This is a genomic window from Salegentibacter sp. BDJ18 (assembly GCF_017579965.1).
In the GTDB taxonomy this organism is placed as follows: Bacteria; Bacteroidota; Bacteroidia; order Flavobacteriales; family Flavobacteriaceae; genus Salegentibacter.
Window position 1 is genome coordinate 100,298 of sequence record NZ_JAFLQX010000024.1, and the last position, 26,067, is coordinate 126,364.

Annotated in this window: 19 protein-coding genes; 17 read left to right on the top strand and 2 right to left on the bottom strand. The window is 37.3% G+C overall.

Annotated features, from left to right (window positions below; translation table 11 throughout):
- The 3 genes from J0871_RS14200 to J0871_RS14210 are packed head-to-tail and all read left to right on the top strand — an operon-like array spanning position 1 to position 4,581.
- Positions 1–960: a glycosyltransferase family 2 protein gene (locus J0871_RS14200; RefSeq protein WP_208225927.1), complete on the top strand. Its 960-nt coding sequence runs from the start codon at positions 1–3 to the stop codon at positions 958–960.
- Positions 961–1,008: 48 nt separating this feature from the next.
- Complete coding sequence (locus J0871_RS14205; protein WP_208225928.1) at positions 1,009–2,739, top strand: phospho-sugar mutase; 1,731 nt, start codon at positions 1,009–1,011, stop codon at positions 2,737–2,739.
- Between the two features lie 12 nt (positions 2,740–2,751).
- A complete protein-coding gene (locus J0871_RS14210) occupies positions 2,752–4,581 on the top strand; it encodes an ABC transporter ATP-binding protein (RefSeq protein WP_208225929.1) in 1,830 nt (609 codons plus the stop codon).
- Between the two features lie 63 nt (positions 4,582–4,644).
- Here the strand turns inward: J0871_RS14210 and J0871_RS14215 are convergent, their stop codons facing one another.
- A complete protein-coding gene (locus J0871_RS14215; protein WP_208225930.1) occupies positions 4,645–4,998 on the bottom strand; it encodes a hypothetical protein in 354 nt (117 codons plus the stop codon).
- Between the two features lie 429 nt (positions 4,999–5,427).
- Between J0871_RS14215 and J0871_RS14220 the strand changes: the two genes are divergently transcribed.
- Genes J0871_RS14220 through J0871_RS14230 form a run of 3 tightly spaced genes read left to right on the top strand, consistent with a single transcriptional unit; the run spans position 5,428 to position 6,972 of the window.
- Positions 5,428–5,973: an RNA polymerase sigma factor gene (locus J0871_RS14220; protein ID WP_208225945.1), complete on the top strand. Its 546-nt coding sequence runs from the start codon at positions 5,428–5,430 to the stop codon at positions 5,971–5,973.
- 32 nt (positions 5,974–6,005) lie between these two features.
- On the top strand, positions 6,006–6,527 hold the full coding sequence (locus J0871_RS14225; RefSeq protein WP_208225931.1) for a hypothetical protein: 522 nt from the start codon (positions 6,006–6,008) through the stop codon (positions 6,525–6,527).
- 1 nt (position 6,528) lies between these two features.
- A complete protein-coding gene (locus J0871_RS14230) occupies positions 6,529–6,972 on the top strand; it encodes a hypothetical protein (RefSeq protein WP_208225932.1) in 444 nt (147 codons plus the stop codon).
- Positions 6,973–7,181: 209 nt separating this feature from the next.
- Here J0871_RS14230 and J0871_RS14235 read toward each other — a convergent pair whose 3' ends face one another.
- Positions 7,182–8,249, bottom strand: a complete 1,068-nt coding sequence (locus J0871_RS14235) for an oxidoreductase (RefSeq protein WP_208225933.1) — start codon at positions 8,247–8,249, stop codon at positions 7,182–7,184.
- Between the two features lie 268 nt (positions 8,250–8,517).
- Between J0871_RS14235 and J0871_RS14240 the strand changes: the two genes are divergently transcribed.
- The 11 genes from J0871_RS14240 to J0871_RS14290 all read left to right on the top strand — a co-directional run bounded on the left by J0871_RS14240 (position 8,518) and on the right by J0871_RS14290 (position 25,964).
- On the top strand, positions 8,518–9,735 hold the full coding sequence (locus J0871_RS14240) for an RsmB/NOP family class I SAM-dependent RNA methyltransferase (RefSeq protein ID WP_075327249.1): 1,218 nt from the start codon (positions 8,518–8,520) through the stop codon (positions 9,733–9,735).
- A gap of 76 nt (positions 9,736–9,811) precedes the next feature.
- On the top strand, positions 9,812–10,381 hold the full coding sequence (locus tag J0871_RS14245) for a hypothetical protein (RefSeq protein WP_208225934.1): 570 nt from the start codon (positions 9,812–9,814) through the stop codon (positions 10,379–10,381).
- A gap of 289 nt (positions 10,382–10,670) precedes the next feature.
- A complete protein-coding gene (gene purL / locus J0871_RS14250) occupies positions 10,671–14,357 on the top strand; it encodes a phosphoribosylformylglycinamidine synthase (protein WP_208225935.1) in 3,687 nt (1,228 codons plus the stop codon).
- A gap of 241 nt (positions 14,358–14,598) precedes the next feature.
- Positions 14,599–16,380 (top strand): AMP-dependent synthetase/ligase, encoded by a 1,782-nt coding sequence (locus tag J0871_RS14255; RefSeq protein WP_208225936.1) that lies wholly within the window; start codon positions 14,599–14,601, stop codon positions 16,378–16,380.
- A 162-nt stretch (positions 16,381–16,542) separates the two neighbouring features.
- Positions 16,543–16,995 (top strand): MarR family transcriptional regulator, encoded by a 453-nt coding sequence (locus tag J0871_RS14260; protein WP_075327253.1) that lies wholly within the window; start codon positions 16,543–16,545, stop codon positions 16,993–16,995.
- Between the two features lie 72 nt (positions 16,996–17,067).
- Positions 17,068–19,476 carry a 3-hydroxyacyl-CoA dehydrogenase/enoyl-CoA hydratase family protein gene (locus tag J0871_RS14265; RefSeq protein WP_208225937.1) on the top strand — a complete coding sequence of 803 codons (2,409 nt, stop codon included), beginning with the start codon at positions 17,068–17,070 and terminating at the stop codon, positions 19,474–19,476.
- 64 nt (positions 19,477–19,540) lie between these two features.
- Complete coding sequence (locus J0871_RS14270) at positions 19,541–20,731, top strand: acetyl-CoA C-acyltransferase (protein WP_208225938.1); 1,191 nt, start codon at positions 19,541–19,543, stop codon at positions 20,729–20,731.
- A 31-nt stretch (positions 20,732–20,762) separates the two neighbouring features.
- A complete protein-coding gene (locus J0871_RS14275; protein ID WP_208225939.1) occupies positions 20,763–21,128 on the top strand; it encodes a four helix bundle protein in 366 nt (121 codons plus the stop codon).
- A 47-nt stretch (positions 21,129–21,175) separates the two neighbouring features.
- Complete coding sequence (locus J0871_RS14280) at positions 21,176–22,990, top strand: acyl-CoA dehydrogenase family protein (RefSeq protein WP_208225940.1); 1,815 nt, start codon at positions 21,176–21,178, stop codon at positions 22,988–22,990.
- Between the two features lie 115 nt (positions 22,991–23,105).
- The gene (locus J0871_RS14285; protein ID WP_243870508.1) at positions 23,106–24,881 is read left to right on the top strand and encodes a mechanosensitive ion channel family protein; all 1,776 of its coding nucleotides are present in this window, start codon (positions 23,106–23,108) and stop codon (positions 24,879–24,881) included.
- 6 nt (positions 24,882–24,887) lie between these two features.
- The gene (locus tag J0871_RS14290) at positions 24,888–25,964 is read left to right on the top strand and encodes a mechanosensitive ion channel domain-containing protein (protein ID WP_208225941.1); all 1,077 of its coding nucleotides are present in this window, start codon (positions 24,888–24,890) and stop codon (positions 25,962–25,964) included.
- The last annotated feature ends 103 nt before the right edge of the window (positions 25,965–26,067 follow it).

Below are 26,067 nucleotides of genomic sequence, written 5' to 3' on the forward strand. Positions count from 1 at the left end.
ATGCAGATTTCCGTCGTTATTCCGCTTTTAAACGAAGAACAATCTTTAACTGAATTATATAATTGGATCGCAAAAGTAATGCGATCCAATTCCTTTTCACACGAGATCATTTTTATAGACGACGGCAGTACAGATAATTCCTGGAAAACCATTGAAGCCCTGGCAGAAAATGACCAGGCGGTTAAGGGAATAAAATTCAATAGAAACTACGGGAAATCCCAGGCACTTCACGCGGGGTTTCTACGAGCTAAGGGAGATGTTATTATCACTATGGATGCCGATCTTCAAGACAATCCAGAAGAAATCCCTGAACTTTATAAAATGATTACCGAAAAAGGTTACGACCTGGTTTCGGGCTGGAAAAAGAAGCGCTACGATTCTGTAGTCACCAAAAATATCCCTTCAAAAGTTTTCAACGCTGCAGCGAGAAAAACTTCCGGCGTAAAACTGCATGATTTTAATTGCGGCCTTAAAGCTTACAAACAGGCGGTTGTAAAGAATATTGATATTTATGGCGAAATGCACCGGTATATCCCGGTTCTTGCAAAAAATTCGGGTTTTACTAAAATTACCGAAAAGGAAGTTCAGCACCAGGCTCGTAAATACGGAAAAACAAAATTTGGCGCCGAAAGATTTATTAATGGCTTCCTGGATCTTATAAGTATTTGGTTTCTTTCGAAATTTGGTCGCAGGCCTATGCACCTTTTTGGGGCTTTAGGGGTTTTAATGTTTATTTTCGGTTTTCTTTCGGCCGGTTGGATTGGTATTTCCAAACTTTACAAACTTTATCACGGCCTGCCTAACGTTTTGATAACCTCAAACCCCTGGTTTTATATCGCTCTTGCGGTAATGATAATTGGTTCGCAATTGTTTCTTGCAGGTTTCCTGGGTGAGCTTATTTTACGCTCTAAACGCGAAAAAGAACGCTACCTTATCAATAAAACCACGCCAAATTTATAATGCCATTAAGGCATTAATCCTTATTTTTGTTTCTCTAAACTTATAATTATGGCTAAAAATAAACCAGAAATCCTGGCTAAGGCTAAAACCTGGCTGACTGATATATTTGACGTAGACACGCACAAAGAAATTAACCATCTAATTGAAAACGATCCGGCTGAACTGGAAGAATCTTTTTATAAGAATGCCGCTTTTGGAACCGGTGGTATGCGTGGAATTATGGGTGTAGGCACCAACCGTATCAATAAATATACCCTCGGAAAAAATACCCAGGGACTTTCTAATTTATTGAAAACCGAATTTAAAGGTGAAAAATTAAAAGTAGCGATCGCGTACGATTGTAGAAATAATTCTAAAGAACTGGCGCAAATGGTAGCTGAAGTATTTTCGGCTAACGAGATTGAGGTTTATTTGTTTTCAGAATTAAGGCCAACCCCAGAGCTTTCTTTCGCGGTGAAATATCTTGATTGCCACGCGGGAATTGTACTTACCGCAAGCCATAATCCGCCAGAATATAACGGTTATAAAGTGTATTGGCAGGACGGTGGCCAGTTGGTACCGCCACAAGACACCAAGCTTGTAGACATAATCAATAATTTAGAATACGAAGAAGTTAATTTTAAAGCCAAACCGGAATTTATTCATAAAATAGATACCGAAGTAGATGAAGCATTTCAAAAAGCTTCAGTTGAAAATGGAAGTTTTAATACTTCCGCCCCGGCGAAAGATAATTTAAACATTGTTTTCACCTCCTTGCACGGAACGGCCTGTAAAACCAATCCGCAGATTTTAGAGAAAGCTGGTTATAAAAATGTTTTTCTTGTTAAAGAACAAAAAGAACCTAACGGAAATTTCCCAACGGTAAAATCGCCAAATCCTGAAGAACCGGAAGCCTTAAAAATGGCATTAGACCTGGCCGAAGAAAAAAATGCCGATATTGTAATTGGTACCGATCCAGATGGCGACCGTCTTGGCGTAGCAGTTCGTGATTTGAATGGAAAAATGATTCTGCTTAATGGTAATCAAACGATGTTGGTTATGACCTGGTTTTTGCTGGAACAACATAAGAAACAGGGTAAATTATCGGCTAATTCTTTTGTGGCTTCTACCATTGTTTCTACACCTATGCTTAAAAACATTACAGAAGATTTTGGCGCTCAGTACCACGAAGTCTTAACCGGTTTTAAGTGGATCGCCAAATTGATTAAAGACAATCCAGACCTTGATTATGTTGGCGGGGGCGAAGAAAGTTTCGGTTTTATGGTGGGCGATTTTGTGCGTGATAAAGATGCGGCTACTGCTACCCTACTCGCCTGCGAGATCGCAGCACAGATGAAAGCCGAAGGCAGCTCTTTCTACGAACAACTTTTAAAACTTTATACCGAATACGGTCTTTACCGTGAAGAACTAATTTCTTTAGTAAAAAAAGGGATTGAGGGCGAAGCAGAAATCAAGCAGATGCTAATTGATTTAAGGGAAAACCCGTGGAAGGAAATCGATGGGGAAAAAGTTGTTCTTATTGAAGACTATCACACCTCTAAAGCCAATAACCTACAGGATAAAATTGAAGAAGAGATTAAAATCCCAAAATCTAACGTACTAATTTACTATACCGAAAACGGGACAAAAATAGCAGCAAGGCCAAGTGGTACCGAGCCAAAAATCAAGTTTTACTTCAGTGTAAATTCAGATTTGGATAAAGTAGAAAATTTTGATGCTGAAAATGCCAGGCTGGCCGAAAAGATAAAGCGCATTAAAAACGAATTACAACTGGGCTAAGCGCTCTACTCTATGACCTATTTAAAAAAGATTCTTCAGTTTGCAAAACCCTACAAGCGTTTTGCGATACTTAATATTATAAGTAATATTTTTTACGCGCTTTTTAGCACCCTGGCGTTTATTTCTTTTATTCCAATGCTGCGCGTGCTTTTTCAGGAAGAAGAGCCAATTAGCAGCAGGCCGGTATGGAATGGCGAGTTTAGTGGCCTAAAAGATTTTGCTAACGATTATTCTAATTTTTTCCTGAATCAACAGGTAGAAGCACACGGCCAAATTGCTGCTTTGGTAAGTATTTGTATTACAGTAATTGTGCTTTTCTTTTTAAAGAACTTTTTTAATTACCTGGCTTTATATTTTATTGCCAACCTTAGAAACGGAATGCTTAAAGATATAAGGAACCGTATCTATGATAAAATTGTAGAATTACCGGTTTCCTTCTTTTCTGAAAAACGAAAAGGAGATTTTATTTCCAGAATTACCAGTGATGTTCAGGAAATTCAGACTTCATTCTTAAGTATGCTGGAGCTTTTTGTAAAAGAACCGCTTACTTTGATTTTTACCCTGGTAGCAATGATCGCGCTTAGCCCGAAATTGACGCTATTTGTGTTGGTATTTTTACCACTTTCAGGTTTATTGATTTCTTCTATTGGAAAGAAATTAAAATCTCAATCTACCCAGGCACAACAGGAGAATGCAAACTTTCTAACCATTGTAGAAGAATCACTTTCAAGCTTAAAAATCATTAAAGGTTTTAATGCTGAAGATAAATTTAAAAAGAAATTTTATGACAGCACCGGCCGATTAAACCGAATTTTAAATACGCTTTTACACCGCCAGAACCTCGCCTCACCTATGAGTGAGTTTTTGGGTGTGGTGGTAATCACTATAATTTTATGGTTTGGTGGAAGAATGGTGTTGATTGATAATACTATGGACGCCTCAACTTTTATAGGATTTCTGGTATTAACTTATAATATTCTAACGCCGGCAAAAGCAATTTCCAAAGCTACTTACTCTATTCAAAAAGGAAATGCCAGTGCCGAACGAATTTTAGAAATCCTAGAAACCGAATCAACAATAAAGGATGATAAAAATGCCATAAAGAAAGAGAGTTTTGAAAACAGCATTGAAGTAGATAATATCAATTTTAGGTACGAAAAAGAAAACGTACTTAAGAATTTTTCTATGCAGGTAGAAAAAGGGAAAATGGTTGCTCTGGTAGGTCAATCTGGTAGCGGGAAATCTACGATCGCAAACCTAATAACTCGTTTTTACGACGTTAACGAAGGTGATATTAAACTAGATGGACATAACATTAAAGGAATCACCAAAAAATCGCTAAGAAACTTAATGGGACTTGTTACCCAGGATTCTATTCTTTTTAATGATACAGTTAAAAATAATATTGGATTAGGGAAAGACAATGCTACCGAAGAGGAAATTATTGAAGCTTTAAAAGTTGCCAATGCCTGGGAATTTGTAAAGGAACTTCCCAAAGGCCTGGAAACAAATATTGGCGATAGTGGTAATAAATTAAGTGGCGGCCAAAAACAAAGACTTTCAATTGCCCGGGCGGTACTTAAAAATCCACCCATTATGATTCTTGATGAAGCTACCTCTGCCCTGGATACCGAAAGCGAAAAACTGGTGCAAAAAGCCCTGGAAAATATGATGAAGAACAGAACTTCTATAGTTATCGCCCATAGACTTTCTACCATACAAAATGCAGATAAAATTATTGTACTACACCGGGGCGAAATTGTAGAGCAGGGCAAACACCTGGAATTACTCGCCCAAAAAGGCACCTATCAAAAGTTGGTAGAAATGCAATCTTTTGATTAAGGCACAAAAAAAAAGCTGTCAAAGAAAATCTCAGACAGCTTTTTAAATTTTTAGATATTTTTTTTATAAAATCAACTCTCCATTTTCAAGAGCTTCATCTATATTAGCGCTAATCGTAGTATGGGTTCTAAAGAATTTTCTCCCATCTTCTCTTTTCAATTTAACAGTAGTTTCACCTGCATCATTTGTTTCCACTGCAGTTACTTCTACTCTATTCCCATTCAGGCTCTTATAGTTTGCAATTCCACCTTTTTTAATAATGAAATTAGCTTTAGGTAAATCTAAAGATTTAAAATCCTGATTTTCAGTTTGATTAATCACTAATACATCTCCTACCGTTACCGGTTCAGTTTGGTTTTGTGCCTCTACTTGAAAGGCAAATAATAGCATAATCGGAATTATAAGTAAATTTCTCATAGTAATTGTTTTTATTTAGCAAAAATATACATATTTTTTTGCCATAATACAATTATTAAGCACTTTTAGCATAACTTTCACATGCCCTCATTTATAGGCATAAAAAAAGGACGAAGTAAACTTCATCCTTTTTTAAAAATTATTCTCATTGTGGGGCAACTAAGAATAATAGATTTAATTCGTTTTCAATTGGGGCAAAAAAGATTAAATCATTTTGATACTGTAAATATAGATTAGAGAAATCAATTCACCAAACAAAAAGTGCATTTTAACTGATTTTTATGCATTTTATCGATTATACAGAGATTTGGCTTATTCGAAAATTAGGATCGAATTCTTTTACTCGCTGACTTTAAGAAGAATAAAGTTTTAATTACCTTTGGCTTCCGCTACACGGGATTCCACATGAAAATTAAGACAAGTATCCCTTTGAAAACGTCCGAAGATCTACTTATTAAACGCTTACAGGATAAAAAGACTTCTTCTGAAGCTTTTAAGGAATTGGTATCTTTATATAAGGAGCGTTTATACTGGCACATTCGTAACATGGTGAAAGACCATGAGGATGCGCATGATGTGCTTCAGAATACTTTTATCAAAATTTTTAGAAATATCCATAATTTTAAAGGAGAAAGTAAATTATTTTCCTGGATGTATCGCATAGCCACCAACGAATCTATAAGCTTTTTAAATAAACGCGCTAAACGCAATCACATCACTTCAGAAGATTTACAGCAACAACTAATTTCCAATTTAGAGAGCGATGTTTATTTTGAAGGAGATGAAATTCAGTTAAAGTTGCAAAAAGCAATTGCCAGTCTCCCAGCTAAACAACAACAGGTTTTTAATATGAAATATTTTGAAGAATTAAAATATCGGGAAATGGCAGAAATACTTGAAACCAGTGAGGGAGCGCTAAAGGCATCATACCACCACGCGGCTAAAAAAATTGAGGAATACTTAAAAACCAATTAAACCTTTTGTACTTTTCATAGTCAAATAAGCAAATGAAGAAAGAAAAAATATCATATAATCAAAAATCAGGCTTTAAGACCCCAGCAAACTATTTTGAGAGTTTAGAAGAGGATTTGTTAGATATGGTGAAACTTTCAGAAACTCTGGGAGAAAAAAAATCTGCTGGTTTCACTGCACCAATTGGATATTTTGATGGCCTGGAAGACGAAATTCTTAAAAAAGCAACTAAACCGGAACCCAGGGTTAGAAAATTATTTACCAAAGAAGCATTTCTTTATGCTGCAAGTATCGCCGCAATTGTAATTGCTTTTGCCAGTACTTTTTACATTAACCCTGAAACGCAAACAAGCTGGGACAATGTAGAACTTTCAGTGATGGAAAATTATATAGACAATAATAACATAGAATTTTCTACAAGTGAAATTTCAAATTATATTTTTCAGCAAGGATATATTATTGATGATGCAGATCTAAATACTGTAAATTCTAATGCGATGAAGAATTATCTTGATGAAAATTTAGAAGATCCGCTTTATATTTTAGATGAAGATTAATATGAAAAACCTACTTATAATATTATTAATGTTTTCTGGATTGTGGGAAATGCAGTCCCAGGACAGAAGTGAATCTCATAGAGAGAAAATAAAGGAATTAAAAACTGCTTTTTTTACCCAGGAGTTAAACCTGGATAAACAAAAAGCCCAAAAATTTTGGCCAATTTATAATGAATATGAGTCTGAATTGCACGAATTGAGAAAACGAGAGCATAGAGATTTGCCTAATTTAGAATGTATTTCTGAAGATGAGGCCGAGGAAATGCTAAAAGAATACGTTATTATAGAAAGGCAGGATTATGTTCTTAAAGAGAAGCTTTTCAAAGATTTGAAAGAAATAATGTCTTCCCAGGAAATTATTAAACTTCATAAACTGGAAGACGAATTTCATAAAAAATTGATTAAAGAATACCGATCTAGAAAAGATCGCGAAAATCAGGAATAATAAAGCAAAAATCCTGGTTGGGCAATAAAAATCTCACCTGTTGAGTCTTAAAAGTTAGTTTTTTGGTTAGTTAGTAGTTAGTTAGCATCCCGGTAGGTTTTGGCCTTCCGGGATTCTTTTTAAATTCAAGCTCTCAACGGATAAGTTTGCAGGGTTTAGCATTGATTATTCTTCCAATCAAGATGAGCCTCAGAATATTTAAATCTCGATTATCGAGTAAAATTGAGCTTCGCAATCCTACCTTTTCCTGCAGCATACGCCACTGAGTCGTTTCTAAATCTTAAGGTATAAAAACCTTCTTTAGAAATTTCTTCCCAGGTTTTACCAGAATCTTTAGAATATGAAATTCCGCTGAAACCAGTGGCAATTATTTTTTCTCCTCCACTATTAGGCACAAACCTCACACTACTTTTATATCCTGGCTCCTGCCCTTCTGCAATTAATTCCCAGGTTTTGCCACCATCTTTGGTAATAGCTTTATTCCCGGTATTTCCATCGGGTTTGGTATAATCACCCCCTATAATAATTCCGAAGTTTTCATCATAAAAATCCATACTATATCCGCCGGTTGTTGCTTCCCCATCTATTAAAGGAGTATTATAAACTTCCCAGGTTTTCCCTTTGTCTGGCGAGAAATAAATTCGGGATTTCATTCCCCCGGTTAAAATCCAGGTATTATCTCCTTCAATAGCTATATTAGAATTACTCGCTGCAAAAGCAGCTTCTCCTGCTATAACTTCAGGCAAAACATCGCAGTTTAACTTTTCCCAGGTTTTACCACCGTCGCGGGTTATAATTATTGAAATACAATTATCAGTTGGGTCACCCATTGCAATTCCTTCCTCATTATTCCAAAAAGCCATGGCATCATAAAAAGCTTTTTCGTGCTCTTCTTTATAAACTAATTCCATCGCTCCAGAATCTCCGGTTTTATAAAGTAAAGCGGGACTTCCAACGCTCAACATAAAAAAATCGTTATTTGTAGAAGCTACTGCTCTAAATTCGGGCACCAGTGTATCGTATTTTTGAGTATTGGTTCGCCAGCTTTTATTATTAAAATCATACATCCCAAAAGTGGCACTATTGGCCGCGAAAGCCAGGTTATTCCCAATTATCTCAATAGCTCTAATACTCAAGGAATCATTTTCCAGAATAGGTTCTATAGTTACTGAAGTATATTCTATTTCAGGTTGTACCCGGTTTTCTTTTTCCGCTTGTTTTTCATTTTTACAGGCACTAAAAATTACAAAAAGGCATAACAATAGAATTCTGTTCATAAGTTGAATTTAAATATTCTGGTTAAAAAAATTACTTCGGCACAAACCTAAAAGGCTCTTCTAAAAAATATATGGTGATCTCGAGACAGGGTTTATACTATTTCATCTCAATTATCAAATCAAATATAATTTTTTCCGCAGCAAAACAGCCTATTGTGAGCTTATAAAGCGCCCTAAAACTTATTATTTAATATGTAGCCAGGCCTTGAAGCAATTAAACCTCGATTGTCGACTAAAAAAATTACCTTTGCAAATTCAAAATTTAGTTATGCGGTTACACAGGAATTTGGTTTTTGCCACCATAGATGCCTTAAATGAAATATTCAACAATAATAAATATGCCGATAAGGTTATAGAGCAAACCCTGAAACGCGATAAGCGCTGGGGATCTCGCGATCGTAGTTTTATTGCTGAAACCGTTTACGATATTGTTCGGTGGAAAAGACTTTATGCTGAAATTGCTGAAGTTAAAGAGCCGTATGATCGTGAAAATTTATTTAGATTATTTACCGTGTGGGCTACCTTGCGCGGAATTGCGCTCCCAGACTGGCCTCAATTTGCCGGCACACCTACCCGAAGAATTAAAGGAAAATTTGATAGCTTAAGTAAAATTAGAAAATACCGCGAATCTATTCCAGATTGGATGGATGAGCTTGGAGTAAAAGAACTTGGTGAAAAGGTGTGGGATAAAGAAATCGCAGCGCTAAATCAACAGGCGCCCGTTATTCTTCGAGCTAATACCTTAAAAACAAGTAAAGATAATTTACGCAGCGTTCTTAAAAACGAAGAAATTATTTCCGAACCTATAAAAGGATATAAAGACGCTTTAAAACTGGAAGAACGCGGTAACGTTTTTAGAACCCAGGCTTTTAAAGATGGCTTTTTTGAAGTTCAGGATGCTTCTTCGCAAGTAGTAGCCGAATTTCTGGAGGTAGAACCCGGGATGCGCGTGGTAGATACTTGCGCTGGTGCCGGTGGTAAAACACTTCACCTCGCTGCTTTAATGGAGAACAAAGGCCAAATTATTGCTACCGATATCTACGGAAATAAACTCAAAGAACTTAAACGCCGCGCCAAGCGTGCAGGTGCCCATAATATAGATCCACGTGCCATAGACAGCACAAAAGTGATCAAGAAACTTTACGGAACTGCAGATCGTGTGCTTATAGATTCCCCATGTAGCGGCCTCGGAGTGTTAAGCCGAAATCCGGATGCTAAATGGAAATTGCAACCTGAATTTATAGACAATCTTATAAAAACCCAGGCCGAAATAATTGAAACCTATTCCCGTATAGTAAAACCGGGAGGAAAAATGGTTTACGCAACCTGTTCGGTTTTACCTTCTGAAAATGAAAAGCAAGTAGAAAATTTTCTAAAAAATACTGAAGAAGGAAAAAAATTCAGATTGCTTAGAGATCAAACCCTGCTTTCTTCTGAAACCGGTTTTGACGGATTCTACATGGCACTTTTAGAAAAAAAGGCTTAAGGGTTTCTCCCCAAATTTTTAGAATGAATCAATTTCAGGTAAAATCCCGCTATTTTTCCTGAAATTGATTTTTTTGATGAAAAATTACTACTTTTTATTTCTTCTTATACTTTTTTATTCCTGTTCAGAAGACGATACCTCAATTCCTGAAGAAAAACCGGAAGAAAATAATTTTTCTACTGAAATCTTCTTTTCAGAATATGTAGAAGGTACTTCTTATAATAAAGCGCTGGAAATTGTAAATCTTACCGGAGAAAATATTAACCTGGAAACTAAAATTTATTCCATTAAAAAACAGTCTAATGGAACCGGCGATTGGATGGGTGAAGTTTTACTTGCAGGTAACTTAGCACACGAAAAAACTTTTGTAATAGGAAATGAATCGGCTCCTATTTCTAAAATTATTTCAGGATCCAATCAATTAAAAGCCGGCGCACCTTTAGATTTTAACGGTAACGATCCTGTAGGGCTTTTCAAAAACGGGGAGTTAATAGATGTTATTGGAAATCTTGATAGCGATGAAGATTTTGCCAAAGATCAAACTTTAAGAAGAAAAAAATCCATAAGAGAACCTTCTCTTGAATACAATCCCAATGACTGGGAATTTCTGGAAATGGATAATGTTGAAGATTTGGGTAGTTATTAAACTACGAAAGGAGTTATGCTATTGCGAACGCAGGACGAGCGGGCAATCTTTTAGTTTAGTAACCCGCCTATTTTAAAAGGAACTTATTTGAAAAAGTACAGATTGCCGCAGTCGTCTAAAAAGACTCCTTCACAATGCCAGTACTTTTAAAAGAGTAATCCTTAAAACTAAAAATCGGTTCGTGAATTCGTGGCAAAACCTCCACAATATTTTCTGCACTAAGTTCCTAAAATATTTCCTTTAAAAAACCTAAATTTGTCTTTTCGCGAACAACACAAAACAACATAGAATGATCCTTTTCTTTGGAGACCAATCCACCAAGGTTTTTGCGGTAGAAACGCATACTAATCTTACGGCGCAAGACATTACTAAATTAAACTGGCTTTTTGGGAATACACAACAAATTAATAAATCTGCTCTGGCAGATTTTTTTGTTGGTCCCCGTGCCGCAATGATCACACCCTGGAGTACCAACGCGGTAGAGATCACCCAAAATATGGGAATAAATGGCATTATTAGAATTGAAGAATTCTTGCGAATAGATAAGAATTTTCACGATTTTGATCCCATGCTCTCTCAAAAATACGAAGGTTTAGACCAGGATATTTTTGATATTCATATCAATCCTGAACCTATTATTGAAATTGATGATATTGCAGCATATAACCAGCAGGAAGGTCTCGCACTTAATATAGAAGAGGTTGCTTATTTACAGGGCTTAGCCGATAAATTAGGCCGAAAACTCACAGATTCTGAAGTTTTTGGATTCTCCCAGGTGAATTCTGAGCATTGTCGCCACAAAATTTTCAATGGTACTTTTGTGATAGATGGAGAGGAAAAGCCAAACTCGCTGTTTAAAATGATCAGAAAAACTTCTGAAGAAAATCCTAACGAAATTGTTTCGGCTTATAAAGATAATGTTGCTTTTATAAATGGTCCGCGAGTACAGCAGTTTGCACCAAAACGTCCTGATGTTCCAGAATATTATGAAAATAAAGATTTTGATTCGGTAATTTCTATAAAAGCTGAAACGCATAATTTCCCAACCACGGTAGAACCATTTAATGGTGCAGCAACCGGAAGCGGTGGTGAAATTCGTGACAGGCTTGCCGGCGGAAAAGGTTCTTTGCCTTTAGCCGGAACCGCGGTTTATATGACTTCTTATTCCAGGCTGGATAAAGACCGGAAATGGGAAAATGGAATGAAAGAACGCGATTGGTTGTACCAAACTCCTATGGATATTTTGATAAAAGCATCTAACGGGGCTTCAGATTTTGGAAATAAATTTGGACAACCTTTAATTTCAGGATCGGTACTTACTTTTGAACATACTGAGCACAATAGAAAATTAGGTTACGATAAAGTAATTATGCTAGCTGGCGGAATTGGTTACGGGAAAGCCAGCCAGGCACAAAAAGATATTCCTAAAAAAGGAGATAAAATAGTAATTCTTGGTGGTGAAAATTACCGAATTGGAATGGGCGGTGCCGCCGTTTCATCTGCCGATACCGGGGAATTAGGTAGCGGAATAGAATTAAACGCTATACAAAGAGCCAATCCCGAAATGCAAAAACGAGCTTCTAACGCAGTGCGCGGAATGGTAGAAAGCGAAGAAAACCCTATAGTTTCCATTCACGATCACGGTGCAGGAGGACATTTAAACTGCCTTAGCGAACTGGTAGAAGAAACCGGTGGAAAAATAGATTTAGATAAATTACCGGTTGGCGACCCAACTCTTTCAGCTAAAGAAATTATAGGAAACGAATCGCAGGAGCGAATGGGACTGGTTATTGGCGGTAAAAATTATGAAATTCTTCGCAGGGTTTCAGAACGTGAGCGCTCTCCTATTTACCAGGTTGGTGATGTTACCGGCGATCATAGATTTACTTTTGAAGGTTCAAAATCGGGTAAAAAGCCTATGGACCTGGCACTTTCAGATATGTTTGGCAGCTCTCCAAAAACCATAATGACCGATACTTCGGTAAAACGTATTTACGAGGATTTAGAATATTCTTCAGCAGATATAAAAGATTATTTAAGCCAGGTACTTCAATTAGAAGCTGTTGCTTGTAAAGACTGGTTAACCAACAAGGTAGACCGTTGTGTAACCGGCCGCGTTGCAAAACAGCAAACTGCCGGGCCATTGCAACTTCCGCTAAACAATTGCGGGGTAATGGCGCTGGATTATAATGGGAAAGAAGGCGTGGCCACTTCTATTGGTCACTCGCCTGTTTCGGCTTTGGTAGATCCCGTGGCGGGTTCTAAAAACTCTATTGGGGAAGCGCTTTCAAATATTATTTGGGCTCCGCTAGAGAAAGGTTTAAAATCGGTTTCGCTTTCGGCAAACTGGATGTGGCCCTGTAATAACGAAGGCGAAGATGCCAGGCTCTATGAAGCAGTGCGTGCCGTTTCAGATTTTGCGATTTCCCTGGGAATAAATGTTCCTACTGGAAAAGATTCACTTTCTATGAAGCAGCGCTATAAAGACGGTGAAGTACTTTCGCCGGGAACTGTTATCATTTCAGCTGCCGGGCATTGTGACGATATTACTAAAGTAGTTGAGCCGGTTTTGCAGCCACGAAGCCTCGGGGGAGGTGATATTTATTACATTAATTTATCGCAGGATAATTTTAAGCTTGGCGGATCTTCTTTTGCGCAAATTCTAAATAAAGTCGGGACAGAAGTTCCAACTATAAAAGATCATATAAGATTCGCTGATGCTTTTTATAATATTCAGGCATTAATTAAGCAGGATTTAATCCTGGCCGGGCACGATGTTGCTTCTGGGGGATTAATCACTACGCTTCTTGAAATGTGTTTTGCCGATACTAATCTTGGCGCAGATTTAGACCTTACCGGCTTGAATGAAAAAGACAGCGTAAAATTATTATTTAATGAAAACTGCGGAATAGTTTTCCAGGCAAAAGATGAAACCGCTGAACAAGTACTTACTGATAATAATGTTGAATTCTTTAAAATTGGAAAAGTAACGGAAGGAAACGAGTTAAAAATTAAAAACGGTGCAGAAAACCTGAGTTTTAATATTCCTGAGATGCGGGATGTTTGGTATAAAACTTCTTTCCTTTTAGACCAGAAACAAAGCGGTGTAGATAAGGCTACAGAGCGTTTCAATAATTATAAGAATCAACCATTAGAATTTAAATTTCCTTATGGTTTTACCGGTGAGCTTCCATTTCAATCTGATTTATTGGAGAAGCCTACCAAAGCTATTAAAGCTGCGATTATTCGTGAAAAAGGTTCTAATTCTGAACGTGAAATGGCCCGCGCAATGCATCTTGCCGGTTTTGAGGTTAAAGATGTACATATGACCGATTTAATCTCGGGCAGGGAAACCCTGGAAGATATTCAATTTATAGCAGCCGTAGGAGGATTCTCAAATTCAGATGTTTTGGGAAGTGCAAAAGGCTGGGCAGGGGCTTTCTTATATAACGAAAAAGCTAAAAATGCTTTAGATAATTTCTTTAAAAGAGAAGATACCTTATCGCTTGGAGTATGTAACGGTTGCCAGCTTTTTATTGAGTTAGGATTAATAAATCCAGACCACGAAAAGAAACCAAAAATGCTTCATAATGCATCGCATAAATTTGAATGTAATTTTACTTCCGTAGAAATTATGGAAAACAAATCGGTGATGCTATCCACACTTTCCGGAAGTAAACTCGGTATTTGGGCTGCTCACGGGGAAGGTAAATTCAGCTTTCCCTATAAAAAGGAACATTATAACATTGTAGGAGATTATGGTTATGATAAATATCCAGCCAATCCAAATGGTTCTAACCACAATACAGCTATACTTACCGACGATACCGGAAGACATTTAGTTATGATGCCGCACTTAGAACGCTCTACCTTTCCCTGGAATTGGGCCTATTACCCAAAAGACAGGAAAGACGATAAAGTAAGCCCGTGGCTTGAAGCCTTTGTGAATGCCAGAAAATGGTTAGATAAAAAATAAATTTTCTTCAGCATTATTTAAACGCCCAATGATATTTTTATTGTTGGGCGTTTCTATTTTAATTCAATGATTATCAATTTAATAAATAGCCCTTTAGGTATTAATCTGTTATAAATAGAATAGCTATATTCTTTAAAGAATTTATATTCTTAGTAATATATCTCTGTTTATTTTAATATTTCAATTTGAAATAGGCTACAAATTTGCTATTTTGCAAAGTATATAATAATGCTACACCCAAATGGATAAACCAACAAGACTTTTTGACTTTCCTTATTTTCAACTGGAAAAACACGCTTTAGATAAGTCGTTAGTCACAAAATATAATGGAGAATGGAAAGCACTTTCCACCCAGGAATATATTGATAAGGCAAATGCAATAAGCCGTGGATTATTGCGATTGGGTATAAAACCAAACGATAAAATTGCTATAATTTCTACGAGTAACCGTACAGAATGGAATGTAATGGATATTGGGGTTTTGCAAACAGGCGCGCAAACTGTACCTATTTATCCTACAATTTCTGAAGATGATTATCAATATGTATTAGATCACAGTGAGGCCGTTTTTTGCTTTGTATCAGATAAAGAAGTACTGGATAAACTAAATTCCATTAAACACGATACCAAACTTAAAGAGGTTTATACTTTTGATGAAATAGAAGGTTCTAAAAACTGGACTGAAGTATTAGAGCTGGGAGACGATAAAAGCAACCAGGACGAGGTTGAACAGTTAAAGAAAGCGGTTAAGCCAGATGATCTTGCAACTTTAATATATACATCTGGAACTACCGGGAGGCCAAAAGGAGTTATGCTTTCCCACAATAACCTCGTGAGTAATGTAATGGATAGCTCTAAGCGTGTTCCTTTTGAGAGAGGAACTTATGTAGCGCTTAGTTTCTTGCCCGTTTGCCACGTTTTTGAAAGAATGATACTTTATTTATATCAATATTATTCAGTATCAATTCATTTTGCCGAATCTATAGAAAAAATTAGCGATAACCTTAAGGAAGTAAAACCACACGTAATCACAGCGGTTCCGAGACTTTTAGAAAAAGTCTACGATAAAATTATTGCCAAAGGTTCTACTGTTGGTGGCGTGAAGCAAAAATTATTTTTCTGGGCTGTTGAGCTTGGTTTAGAATATGAGCCATACGGACAAAACGGATGGTGGTATGAAACCCGCCTTAAACTGGCCAGAAAACTAATTTTCTCTAAATGGAAAGAAGGTTTAGGCGGAAATATTGAATTGATAGTTTCTGGATCTGCTGCGCTTCAACCACGCCTGGCCCGTGTTTTTGCCGCAGCCGATATTCCCGTGATGGAAGGTTATGGATTAACCGAAACTTCCCCGGTAATTGCAGTAAACGATCAAAGAAATAAAGGTTTCAGAATTGGAACGGTAGGAAAACCTATAGATAATGTAACGGTGAAAATTGCCGAAGACGGTGAAATTCTCGCGAAAGGACCAAACGTGATGCTTGGTTATTATAAAGAGCCAGAAAAAACAAAAGAAGTATTAAATGGCGATAATTTTTTCCATACCGGTGATATTGGTGAGCTGGATAAAGATGGTTTCCTAAAAATTACCGATCGTAAAAAGGAAATGTTCAAAACATCTGGAGGAAAATATGTAGCCCCACAAATTATTGAAAATACGATGAAACAATCTCGTTTTATCGAACAAATAATGGTGATTGGTGATGGCGAAAAAATGCCGGCAGCACTTATTCAGCCAAATTTCGAGTTTGTTGAGGAATGGGCCAAACGTAAAAATATTGATATTGGTGATGGCTCTGAAAAGGCTATTGCGGAAAACGATCAGGTTAAAAACCGTATCCAGGAAGAAGTAGATTTTTATAACGAGAAATTTGGGAAATGGGAACGCGTAAAAGTTGTTGAACTTACCCCGGAAGTTTGGGGAATTGAAGAAGGTCACCTTACTCCTACCATGAAATTAAAACGTAGAAATATTAAAGACCGTTATATGAAATTATACGAGAAAATATATAGACCTTCATAATTACAGATTATTTATAACTTAAGTTAAAACCCTTCTTTTCGAAGGGTTTTTTTATGCATTTCTCATAAACTTGCTCAAATAATAGAATGTCCTGATTATTTATTCTATTTTATTATGCGTGCATAATATATTTTTCTTAACTTTGAGAATCAACATTCAAAAATGAAGGAAAAGACCATAGATTATGTTTTACGTGCCACCTGGATGGCGGTATCAAAAATGTATAATGAAGAAGCCGGTAAGGCCGGCAGTACAATGTCTACCGGTTTTGCACTTTTAAGCATAGACCCAGAAAACGGAACTCCTTCTACCTCTCTTGGCCCTAAAATGGGAATGGAAGCTACAAGCTTATCCCGAATCCTTAAAACTATGGAAGATAAAGGATTAATTCTGCGTAAAAAAAACCCAAAAGATGGTCGCAGCGTCCTTATCTATTTAACCGATTTTGGCCGGGAAATGCGGGAATATTCCAAAAAAGTGGTTCTACGCTTTGATGAAGCCGTAAAGGAAAATGTTTCAGAAGAAGATCTAAAAACCTTTACAGAGGTAGCTAATACAATTTTAAATCTTATTTCTGAAAAGAAAATTTATAAAGAAGAAATTAAAATTGAATAGACCTCGCAGGTTCACAAACCTGTACAATTAAGTTAATAATCGAAAACCTTATAGTAAAACCAGATAAAAATTATGAAGAGAAGAATTAATAAAGTAGCGGTAATCGGTTCCGGAATTATGGGAAGCGGTATTGCCTGCCACTTCGCCAATATTGGCGTAGAAGTTCTCTTGCTGGATATCGTCCCGCGGGAACTTAATGAGAAAGAGAAGAAAAAAGGACTCACTTTAGAAGATAAGGAAGTTAGAGACCGCCTGGTAAATGAATCTTTGCAAGCTTCTTTAAAATCCAAGCCCTCTCCTATTTATCATAAAGATTTTGCCAATCGTATAGAAACCGGAAATATGGAAGATGATATTTCTAAAGTTTCTGAGGTAGATTGGATTATTGAGGTAGTAGTAGAACGCCTGGATATTAAACAACAGGTGTTTGAAAAACTGGAAAAACACCGTAAAAAAGGAACCTTAATTACATCCAATACTTCGGGGATTCCTATTCAGCAAATGAATGAAGGAAGAAGCGAAGATTTTCAGCAGCATTTCTGCGGAACGCACTTTTTTAACCCGCCACGTTACCTGAAATTATTTGAAATTATCCCGGGACCAGACACCAAACCGGAAGTTCTTGAGTTTCTTAATGAATACGGCGAAAAATACCTTGGTAAGAAATCGGTATTAGCTAAAGATACTCCGGCATTTATTGGTAACCGAATTGGTATTTTCAGTATTATGAGTCTTTTCCATATGGTTAAAGATATGGATATGACCATAGAGGAAGTAGACAAACTTACCGGGCCGGTAATTGGTCGCCAGAAATCGGCGACTTTCCGTACGGTAGATGTAGTTGGTTTAGATACTCTGGTACACGTAGCTAACGGACTTCATAAAGGTGTTCCAGACGATGAAGCGAACGATCTTTTTGCTTTACCAGATTTTATCGAGACGATGATGGATAACGAATGGCTGGGTAGCAAGACTAACAATACCGGATTTTATAAAAAAGTAAAGAAAGAGGATGGCTCCAGTGAGATCAAGTCTTTAGACTTAGATAAAATGGAATATCGCGATAGAAAAAGCGCGAAATTCGATGTGCTGGAACAAACTAAAACTATAGATAACCTGGAAGACCGCTATGAAATTTTAGTTGGTGATAAAGGAAAAGCCGGTGAATTTTACCGTAAGAACTTTGCAGCATTATTCGCTTATGTTTCTAACCGAATTCCAGAAATTTCAGACGAACTTTATAAAATCGATGATGGTGTAAAAGCCGGATTTGGTTGGGAGCACGGCCCATTCCAAATGTGGGATGCTCTTGGCGTAAAAAAAGGTGTTGAGATGATGAAAGCAGAAGGTAAAGAACCGGCGGCCTGGGTGAACGAGATGTTGGAAAATGGGAAAGACTCTTTTTACACTGTAAAAGAAGGTAATACCTATTATTACGATATTCAGAAAAAAGATTACACGAAAATTCCTGGTCAGGATGCATTTATCATTTTAGATAACATTCGTGAATCAAAAGAAGTTTTCAGCAACAGCGGTGTTGTGGTTGAAGATCTTGGTGATGGAATTTTAAATGTGGAGTTCCGCAGTAAAATGAACGCCATTGGGGGTGATGTTTTAGACGGTATCAATAAAGCCATAGATATGGCCGAAAAAGATTACCAGGGATTAGTAGTCGCAAATAACGGGAAGAACTTTTCTGTTGGCGCCAACATTGGGATGATCTTTATGATGGCTGTGGAGCAAGAATATGAAGAGCTAAATATGGCGATTAAATATTTCCAGGATACAATGATGCGTATGCGCTACTCCTCTATTCCAACAGTTGCTGCACCCCATTCAATGACTTTGGGTGGCGGATGTGAGCTTTCACTACACGCCGATAAAGTGGTAGCTGCAGCCGAAACTTATATTGGTTTGGTTGAATTTGGCGTTGGGGTAATTCCCGGCGGAGGTGGTTCTAAAGAAATGACCGTTCGTGCAGCCGATACTTTTGAAAAGGATGATGTTGAATTAAACCGATTAAGAGAACATTTCTTAACCATAGGGATGGCAAAAGTTTCCACTTCGGCCCACGAAGCTTTTGATTTAAATATCCTTCAAAAAGGAAAAGATATCGTGGTAGTGAATCAAGAACGCCAATTAACAATCGCCAAGAAACACGCTTTGTTGATGGCAGAGAATGGATATACAAAACCAATTCACCGTACCGATATAAAAGTGCTTGGAAAACAAGCCTTGGGAGCTTTCTTAGTAGGAACCGATCAAATGAACGCCGGGAAATATATTAGTGACCATGATAAAAAGATCGCTAACAAACTGGCTTATGTAATGGCCGGTGGTGATCTATCTGAACCACAAATGGTAAGCGAACAATACTTGTTAGACCTGGAAAGAGAGGCTTTCCTTTCCCTAACAGGAGAACGCAAAACACTGGAACGACTTCAACATATGTTGAAGAAAGGGAAACCACTAAGAAATTAAGAATTATAAATGTTGAATTTTGAATGAATAATCATTCGAAATTTAAAATTCAAAATTTAGAATAATGAACAAAACAGCATACATAGTAAAAGCATACAGAACGGCCGTGGGGAAAGCTCCCCGTGGGGTGTTCAGGTTTAAGCGCCCAGATGATCTGGCTGCAGAAACCATAGAATATATGATGAAGCAATTACCCGATTTTGATAAAACCAGGATCGATGATGTAATTGTAGGGAATGCGATGCCAGAAGCAGAGCAAGGCCTTAACGTTGGGCGTTTAATCTCATTAATGAGTCTAGACACCGATAAGGTTCCCGGAATGACGGTTAACCGTTATTGTGCTTCCGGACTGGAAACTATCGCAATTGCTTCGGCTAAAATCCAAAGTGGAATGGCCGATTGTATTATCGCCGGTGGAGCTGAAAGCATGAGCTATATTCCAATGGGAGGTTACAAACCAGTTCCTAATTACAAAACTGCTAAGGAAGGTAATGAAGATTATTACTGGGGAATGGGTCTTACTGCAGAAGCCGTAGCCGAGAAGTATAAAGTTTCCCGCGAAGACCAGGATGAATTTGCTTTTAATTCACATCAAAAAGCTTTGAAAGCTCAGGAAGAAAATCGTTTTCAGGACCAGATTGTACCTATAGATGTTGAAGAAACTTTTGTAGGGAAAGACGGTAAGAAGCAAACCAAAACTTATACGGTAAATAAAGATGAAGGTCCGCGTGCCGATACCTCTAAACAAGTTTTAGGGAAACTAAGACCAGTTTTTGCCGAAGGCGGAAGTGTAACAGCAGGGAACTCATCTCAAATGAGTGATGGTGCCGCTTTTGTAATGGTGATGAGTGAAGAAATGGTAAAAGAATTTAATCTTGAACCAATTGCAAGGATGGTGAGTTATGCGCCTGTAGGTGTAGATCCTCGAATTATGGGAATTGGGCCGGTTCATGCTATTCCAAAAGCTTTAAAACAAGCTGGATTAAAGCAGAATGATATGCAACTTATAGAACTTAACGAGGCCTTTGCATCACAATCTCTGGCGGTGATTAGAGAACTTGGCTTGAACCCCGAGACCTTGAACCCCAATGGAGGTGCTATTTCTATGGGACATCCACTGGGCTGTACAGGAGCAAAACTTTCGGTACAAATCTTTGATGAAATGCGTAAACGCAACCTTAAAGATAAATACGCCATGGTTACCATGTGCGTAGGAACCGGACAGGGAGCTGCTGGGGTTTATGAAGTATTTTAAATGATGTATGTTGAATTTTAAATGAATAAGATTGAAAAGTGAGAACATCATAGTAGACAAAACCTTTAAGTTTTCTCTTGATATTATCTCGCTTTTCAAAAAACTTCAAGAGGAAAGAGAGTTTATAATTTCCAGGCAATTATTAAAATCTGCAACAAGTATTGGTGCGAATGTAGAAGAAGCAACTGCCGCACAATCAAAGCGAGATTTTATAAGTAAAATGTCAATCGCTTCTAAGGAAGCGAGAGAAACTAAGTACTGGCTGCGACTTTTAGAAGATTCAGAAATAACAAAAATTGAAGTTTCAAATCATTTAAATGAAATCACACATATAATAAACATCATAACTAAAATCATTATTACAGCTCAAAAAAATATTAACAACACTGAATTATAAAAAGCTAGAGCATTTAAAATTTATAATTCAAAATTCAAAATAATAGCATGGAAACAACAGAAAATAAAAAAGAACTTCTACGCGGTGGGCAGTTCCTGGTAAAGGAAACCAAAGCAGAAGATGTATTTACTCCAGAAGATTTTACAGAGGAGCAAAAAATGATGCGTGATTCGGTAAAGGAGTTTGTAGACAGAGAAATCTGGCCGAAAAAAGAAGAATTTGAAAAGAAAAATTACGCACTTACCGAAGAGGTAATGGGCAAAGCCGGAGAACTTGGCTTCTTGGGAGTTGCTGTACCCGAAAAATACGATGGCCTTGGAATGGGCTTTGTTTCAACAATGTTGGTTTGCGATTATATTTCAGGAGCAACAGGATCTATCGCAACCGCTTTTGGTGCACACACGGGAATTGGAACTTTGCCAATCTTACTTTACGGGAATGAAGATCAGCGTAAAAAATATATTCCGAAGTTAGCTACCGGAGAATGGTTTGGCGCATATTGTCTTACCGAGCCAGGAGCGGGAAGTGACGCCAATTCAGGGAAAACTAAAGCTGAACTTACTGAAGATGGAAAAAGCTATAAAATAAACGGACAAAAAATGTGGATCTCCAATGCGGGATTTGCAAGTGTTTTTATCGTTTTCGCAAGAATTCAGGATGACAAAAATATCACCGGATTTATCGTGGAATACGATAAAGAGAATCCTAACGGAATCACTTTTGGTGAAGAAGAGAAGAAATTGGGCATCCACGCCTCCTCTACCCGCCAGGTATTTTTCAATGATACCGTAGTTTCTGCAGAAAATATGCTTTCAGAAAGAGGAAACGGATTTAAAATCGCGATGAATGCTTTAAACGTAGGTCGAATCAAACTGGCTGCAGCATCTTTAGAAGCGCAACGACGAGTAACCGATGTTGCTGTAAAATATGCGAATGATAGAGTTCAGTTTAAAACTCCAATTGCAAAGTTTGGTGCTATAAAATCTAAATTAGCAGAAATGGCTACTTCAGCCTGGGTTGGAGAAGCTGCAAGTTACCGCGCTGCTAAAAATATTGAAGACCGAATTAATCTTCGTTTAGAAGCTGGAGAATCGCATTCAGATGCTGAATTAAAGACTTTCGAGGAATATGCCATAGAATGTTCTATTCTAAAAGTTGCGTGTTCTGAAGATGTTCAGAATTGTAGTGACGAAGGCATACAGGTATTAGGCGGTATGGGCTTTTCAGCAGATACTCCTATGGAATCTGCCTGGAGAGATGCCAGAATTGCCAGAATATACGAAGGAACCAACGAAATTAACCGAATGTTGGCTGTGGGAATGTTGATTAAAAAGGCAATGAAAGGCCACGTAGATCTTTTAGGACCTGCACAGGCAGTAGGTGAAGAACTTACAGGAATTCCCTCTATGGACAAGCCAGATTTCAACGAATTATTCGCTGAAGAAAAGGATATGATTAAGAAACTGAAAAAAGTGTTCTTAATGGTAGCCGGAAGCGCGGTTCAAAAATTTGGCCAGGACCTGGAAGAACACCAGCAACTACTTTTAGCTGCTTCAGATATATTAATTGAAGCTTATATGGCTGAATCTGCAATTTTAAGAGCCGAAAAGAATGTAAACCGTTTTGGTGAAGACTCGCAGACAGAACAAATTGCTATGGCTAAATTGTATTTATACCACGCTGTAGACATCGTTAACCAAAAAGCCAAGGAGGGAATTGCTTCTTTTGCTGAAGGTGATGAGCAACGAATGATGCTTATGGGACTTAAACGTTTCACTAAATATGACAGAATGCCAAATGTGGTAGAATTAAGAAATACTATTGCTGAAAAACTGACTTCAGAGAATAAGTATTGTTTCTAATAATTTCTATTAAAACTATTGTAAAAAGGCCGTCAAATTTAGACGGTCTTTTTTTATTCCTTAATTTTAAAATTATTCCAATAATTATTTATCAAATAATTTTCAAAAATTAGGTATGATAAACCGTATAAGATTGCTCATGCTATGTTTGTTTTGTGTTTTGTTGGCGCAGGCTTCAGTTTTTGCTTATCAGCAAGATTCCACAAGCACAAAAGATGAACTTCCTTCCCAGGAAAAAATAGCAGATTCTACTGATTCTAATTATTTACCTAATAGTTTAAAAGATTATAATGAAGCTTATTATTCCTTAACCAGGTTAAATAATCCGCTGGGTTTCCCTCCTAACAAGTTTAATTTACAAACTCCGCAGGCCACCTTAGAGCATTTTATAATTAGTTGCAGAAATAAAAATTTTGAAGATGCTGCTTATGCTCTAAACCTTAATTTAATGCCTAATTCTATAACCGACAAGGAAGCGGTTGATATTGCCCAGAAGCTTTATTTTGTGATGGATCAAAGGGTTGCTATAGACTGGCACGGTTTACCCGACCGGCCCGATGGGCAGGTAGATATTAGAACCACCACCAACCAGGCGGTAGCGGGAACGCCCAGAAGAAGTGTGGTTTTTGGGGAAACAACCATAGAAGACCGTGATATAATTTTTAGGCTGCAGAGAGTAAAATATCAGGAGTATGGGGCCTTTTGGTTAATTTCAGCAAATACCGTAGAAAATACAGAAGAGCTTTACCAGGTTTACGGTCCCACCTTTTTAGACCGACATATGCCAACCTGGTCGCAGGCCCAAATAGGAACCGTGCCTCTATGGAAACCGGTTGTAACCATCTTGTTATTAATAGTTTCCTACCTTTTAGGAAGAGTGGTTATTCTATTAATTAGAAAAATTGCAAAATCATTTAACAGGCCAATTATACTGGCTTTATCTAAGCGATTAGGGGTTCCGGCGGCCCTTGCAACCGGCGTTTTGTTTTTCTATATCACCCTTAATAATTTAATTTCTTATTCTGGTGCTTTTTCGAGTACGATTTACGCCATTTTACTCGCCGTTGTGATAGCTGCAATAACCTGGTTTTTTATGCGTATTCTGGATTTTGCAATGCGTTATGTTGCCGAAAATAAAATAGGAGATGTTACCTCTGAAAATAGTCATGAATCCCGGCAGCTTTTCACCTATTTATCTGTTGCCAGAAGAATTTTAACCTTCACCGTGGTAATTGTGGGTACAGCGATTATTCTTTCCCAATTTAGATCTTTAGAGAAACTGGGAATTTCTATGCTGGCTTCAGCAGGATTGGCCACCATAATTTTAGGTATAGCAGCACAAAGTACATTAGGAAATATTATTGCAGGAATTCAAATAGCGCTCACCAAACCGGCAAGAATTGGTGATACCGTGATTATAAATGACCGTTGGGGTTATGTTGAAGATATTAGGTTTACTTATATGATAGTGAGAACCTGGGATCTTAGAAGACTAATCGTTCCTTTGCAAACAGTAATTTCTGACACTTTTGAGAACCTTTCAATTACCAGCCCACATTCTATAAATGAAATTGAATTTTATGTAGATTACCGTGTAGATGTAGATAAATTAAGAACAAAATTTAAAGAATTAGTCGAAAACTCTGAAGATTGGGACGAAGAACATCCACCAATGCTTCAAGTCACCGAAATGACAGAAAAATCACTAAAAGTTAGGGCTATTTGCAGTGCCAGTACCGCCACTATTGCCTGGGATCTTCATTGTAAATTAAGAGAAGAAATGGTAGCCTATATTAAAGAATTGGAAGAAGGCATATACTTTAGCAGGTCTCGCGTTGAATTAAAAAAACCTCATTTTAACGCCGAAGATTCTAAAAAAGCCAATAAATAATTACTTATGAGCTTAGACCCTTTAACGTTTAGATATATTCTTGCGGGTGTGATTAGCCTGCTTGTTTGCTTCTTAATAGCGTTTTATATTCTGAAGAAAATAGGCAAAGATCCTCGAAATATTCTTCCAGTAAATTTTGCACAAAGGGTTTGGATCCCATTATTAATCTTCCTGGCTGCTTTAATTTTAAAAATTGCCCTGCTAAGCAAGATTTTTAGATTTGAATATACCTATGAACTTCTTCAGCCTATAAGCACACTGGGGATAATTCTAAGTGCTACGTGGTTAATTATTCTGACGCTAAAAATTCTTAAAAACCGAATGCTGAAGGGTTATGATGTAAACACATCTGATAATTTAAAGGCGAGGAAAATTTATACTCAGTTTAATATTCTTGAAAATATTATCATTTTTATTATCGTTATTCTGGCCATAGGAATTGCCCTCATGAGTTTTGAAAGCATACGCTCGGTTGGGGTAAGTGTATTAACTTCAGCAGGAATTGCAGGGATTATTATAGGTTTTTCGGCACAAAAAGCTATTGGAACGCTACTCGCGGGAATTCAAATTGCTTTTACTCAACCAATAAGGCTGCAGGATGCCGTAATTGTTGAAGGCGAATGGGGCTGGATAGAAGAAATTACGCTCACTTACGTGGTAATTAAAGTTTGGGACAAAAGGAGATTGGTAGTGCCTTCTACCTATTTTATTGAAACACCTTTTCAAAACTGGACTAAAAATTCGGCCGATTTATTAGGAACCGTGTTTTTGTATACAGATTATACCGTTCCTGTTGATAAGATTAGAGAAGAACTGGATAGGTTACTGGAAACGACCCCGCTTTGGGATAAACAAGCTAAAGTAGTACAGGTAACTGATGCTACCGATAGGTCTATGGAAATAAGGATCTTGGTAAGTGCCAAAGATTCTCCAACCGCTTTTGATTTACGCGTATATATTAGGGAGAAACTCATAGATTTTCTAAAAGAAAATTATCCCGAGAGCCTCCCTAAAAGTCGCGTGCAAATTAATAAAGAAGATGACAAACAAGTTCAAAATGACACTATCCCGCAAAGTGTGTAAAGTTAAAATAACAGGGGTTGGACTTTTTAAAGTCTGACCCTTTTTTCATAGATCGTAAGGAACTGATTTAAAATAATGCCCCAGTTCCTAATTGGCATTGACC

Coding starts and splice junctions, on each gene's coding strand:
- J0871_RS14240 (WP_075327249.1), top strand. CDS start 8,518: ATGCGGTTACACAGGAATTTGGTTTTTGCCACCATAGATGCCTTAAAT.
- J0871_RS14270 (WP_208225938.1), top strand. CDS start 19,541: ATGAACAAAACAGCATACATAGTAAAAGCATACAGAACGGCCGTGGGG.
- J0871_RS14205 (WP_208225928.1), top strand. CDS start 1,009: ATGGCTAAAAATAAACCAGAAATCCTGGCTAAGGCTAAAACCTGGCTG.
- J0871_RS14235 (WP_208225933.1), bottom strand. CDS start 8,249: ATGAACAGAATTCTATTGTTATGCCTTTTTGTAATTTTTAGTGCCTGT.
- J0871_RS14265 (WP_208225937.1), top strand. CDS start 17,068: ATGAAGAGAAGAATTAATAAAGTAGCGGTAATCGGTTCCGGAATTATG.
- J0871_RS14245 (WP_208225934.1), top strand. CDS start 9,812: ATGAAAAATTACTACTTTTTATTTCTTCTTATACTTTTTTATTCCTGT.
- J0871_RS14230 (WP_208225932.1), top strand. CDS start 6,529: ATGAAAAACCTACTTATAATATTATTAATGTTTTCTGGATTGTGGGAA.
- J0871_RS14255 (WP_208225936.1), top strand. CDS start 14,599: ATGGATAAACCAACAAGACTTTTTGACTTTCCTTATTTTCAACTGGAA.
- J0871_RS14200 (WP_208225927.1), top strand. CDS start 1: ATGCAGATTTCCGTCGTTATTCCGCTTTTAAACGAAGAACAATCTTTA.
- J0871_RS14290 (WP_208225941.1), top strand. CDS start 24,888: ATGAGCTTAGACCCTTTAACGTTTAGATATATTCTTGCGGGTGTGATT.
- J0871_RS14215 (WP_208225930.1), bottom strand. CDS start 4,998: ATGAGAAATTTACTTATAATTCCGATTATGCTATTATTTGCCTTTCAA.
- J0871_RS14210 (WP_208225929.1), top strand. CDS start 2,752: ATGACCTATTTAAAAAAGATTCTTCAGTTTGCAAAACCCTACAAGCGT.
- J0871_RS14280 (WP_208225940.1), top strand. CDS start 21,176: ATGGAAACAACAGAAAATAAAAAAGAACTTCTACGCGGTGGGCAGTTC.
- J0871_RS14260 (WP_075327253.1), top strand. CDS start 16,543: ATGAAGGAAAAGACCATAGATTATGTTTTACGTGCCACCTGGATGGCG.
- J0871_RS14225 (WP_208225931.1), top strand. CDS start 6,006: ATGAAGAAAGAAAAAATATCATATAATCAAAAATCAGGCTTTAAGACC.
- purL (WP_208225935.1), top strand. CDS start 10,671: ATGATCCTTTTCTTTGGAGACCAATCCACCAAGGTTTTTGCGGTAGAA.
- J0871_RS14285 (WP_243870508.1), top strand. CDS start 23,106: ATGATAAACCGTATAAGATTGCTCATGCTATGTTTGTTTTGTGTTTTG.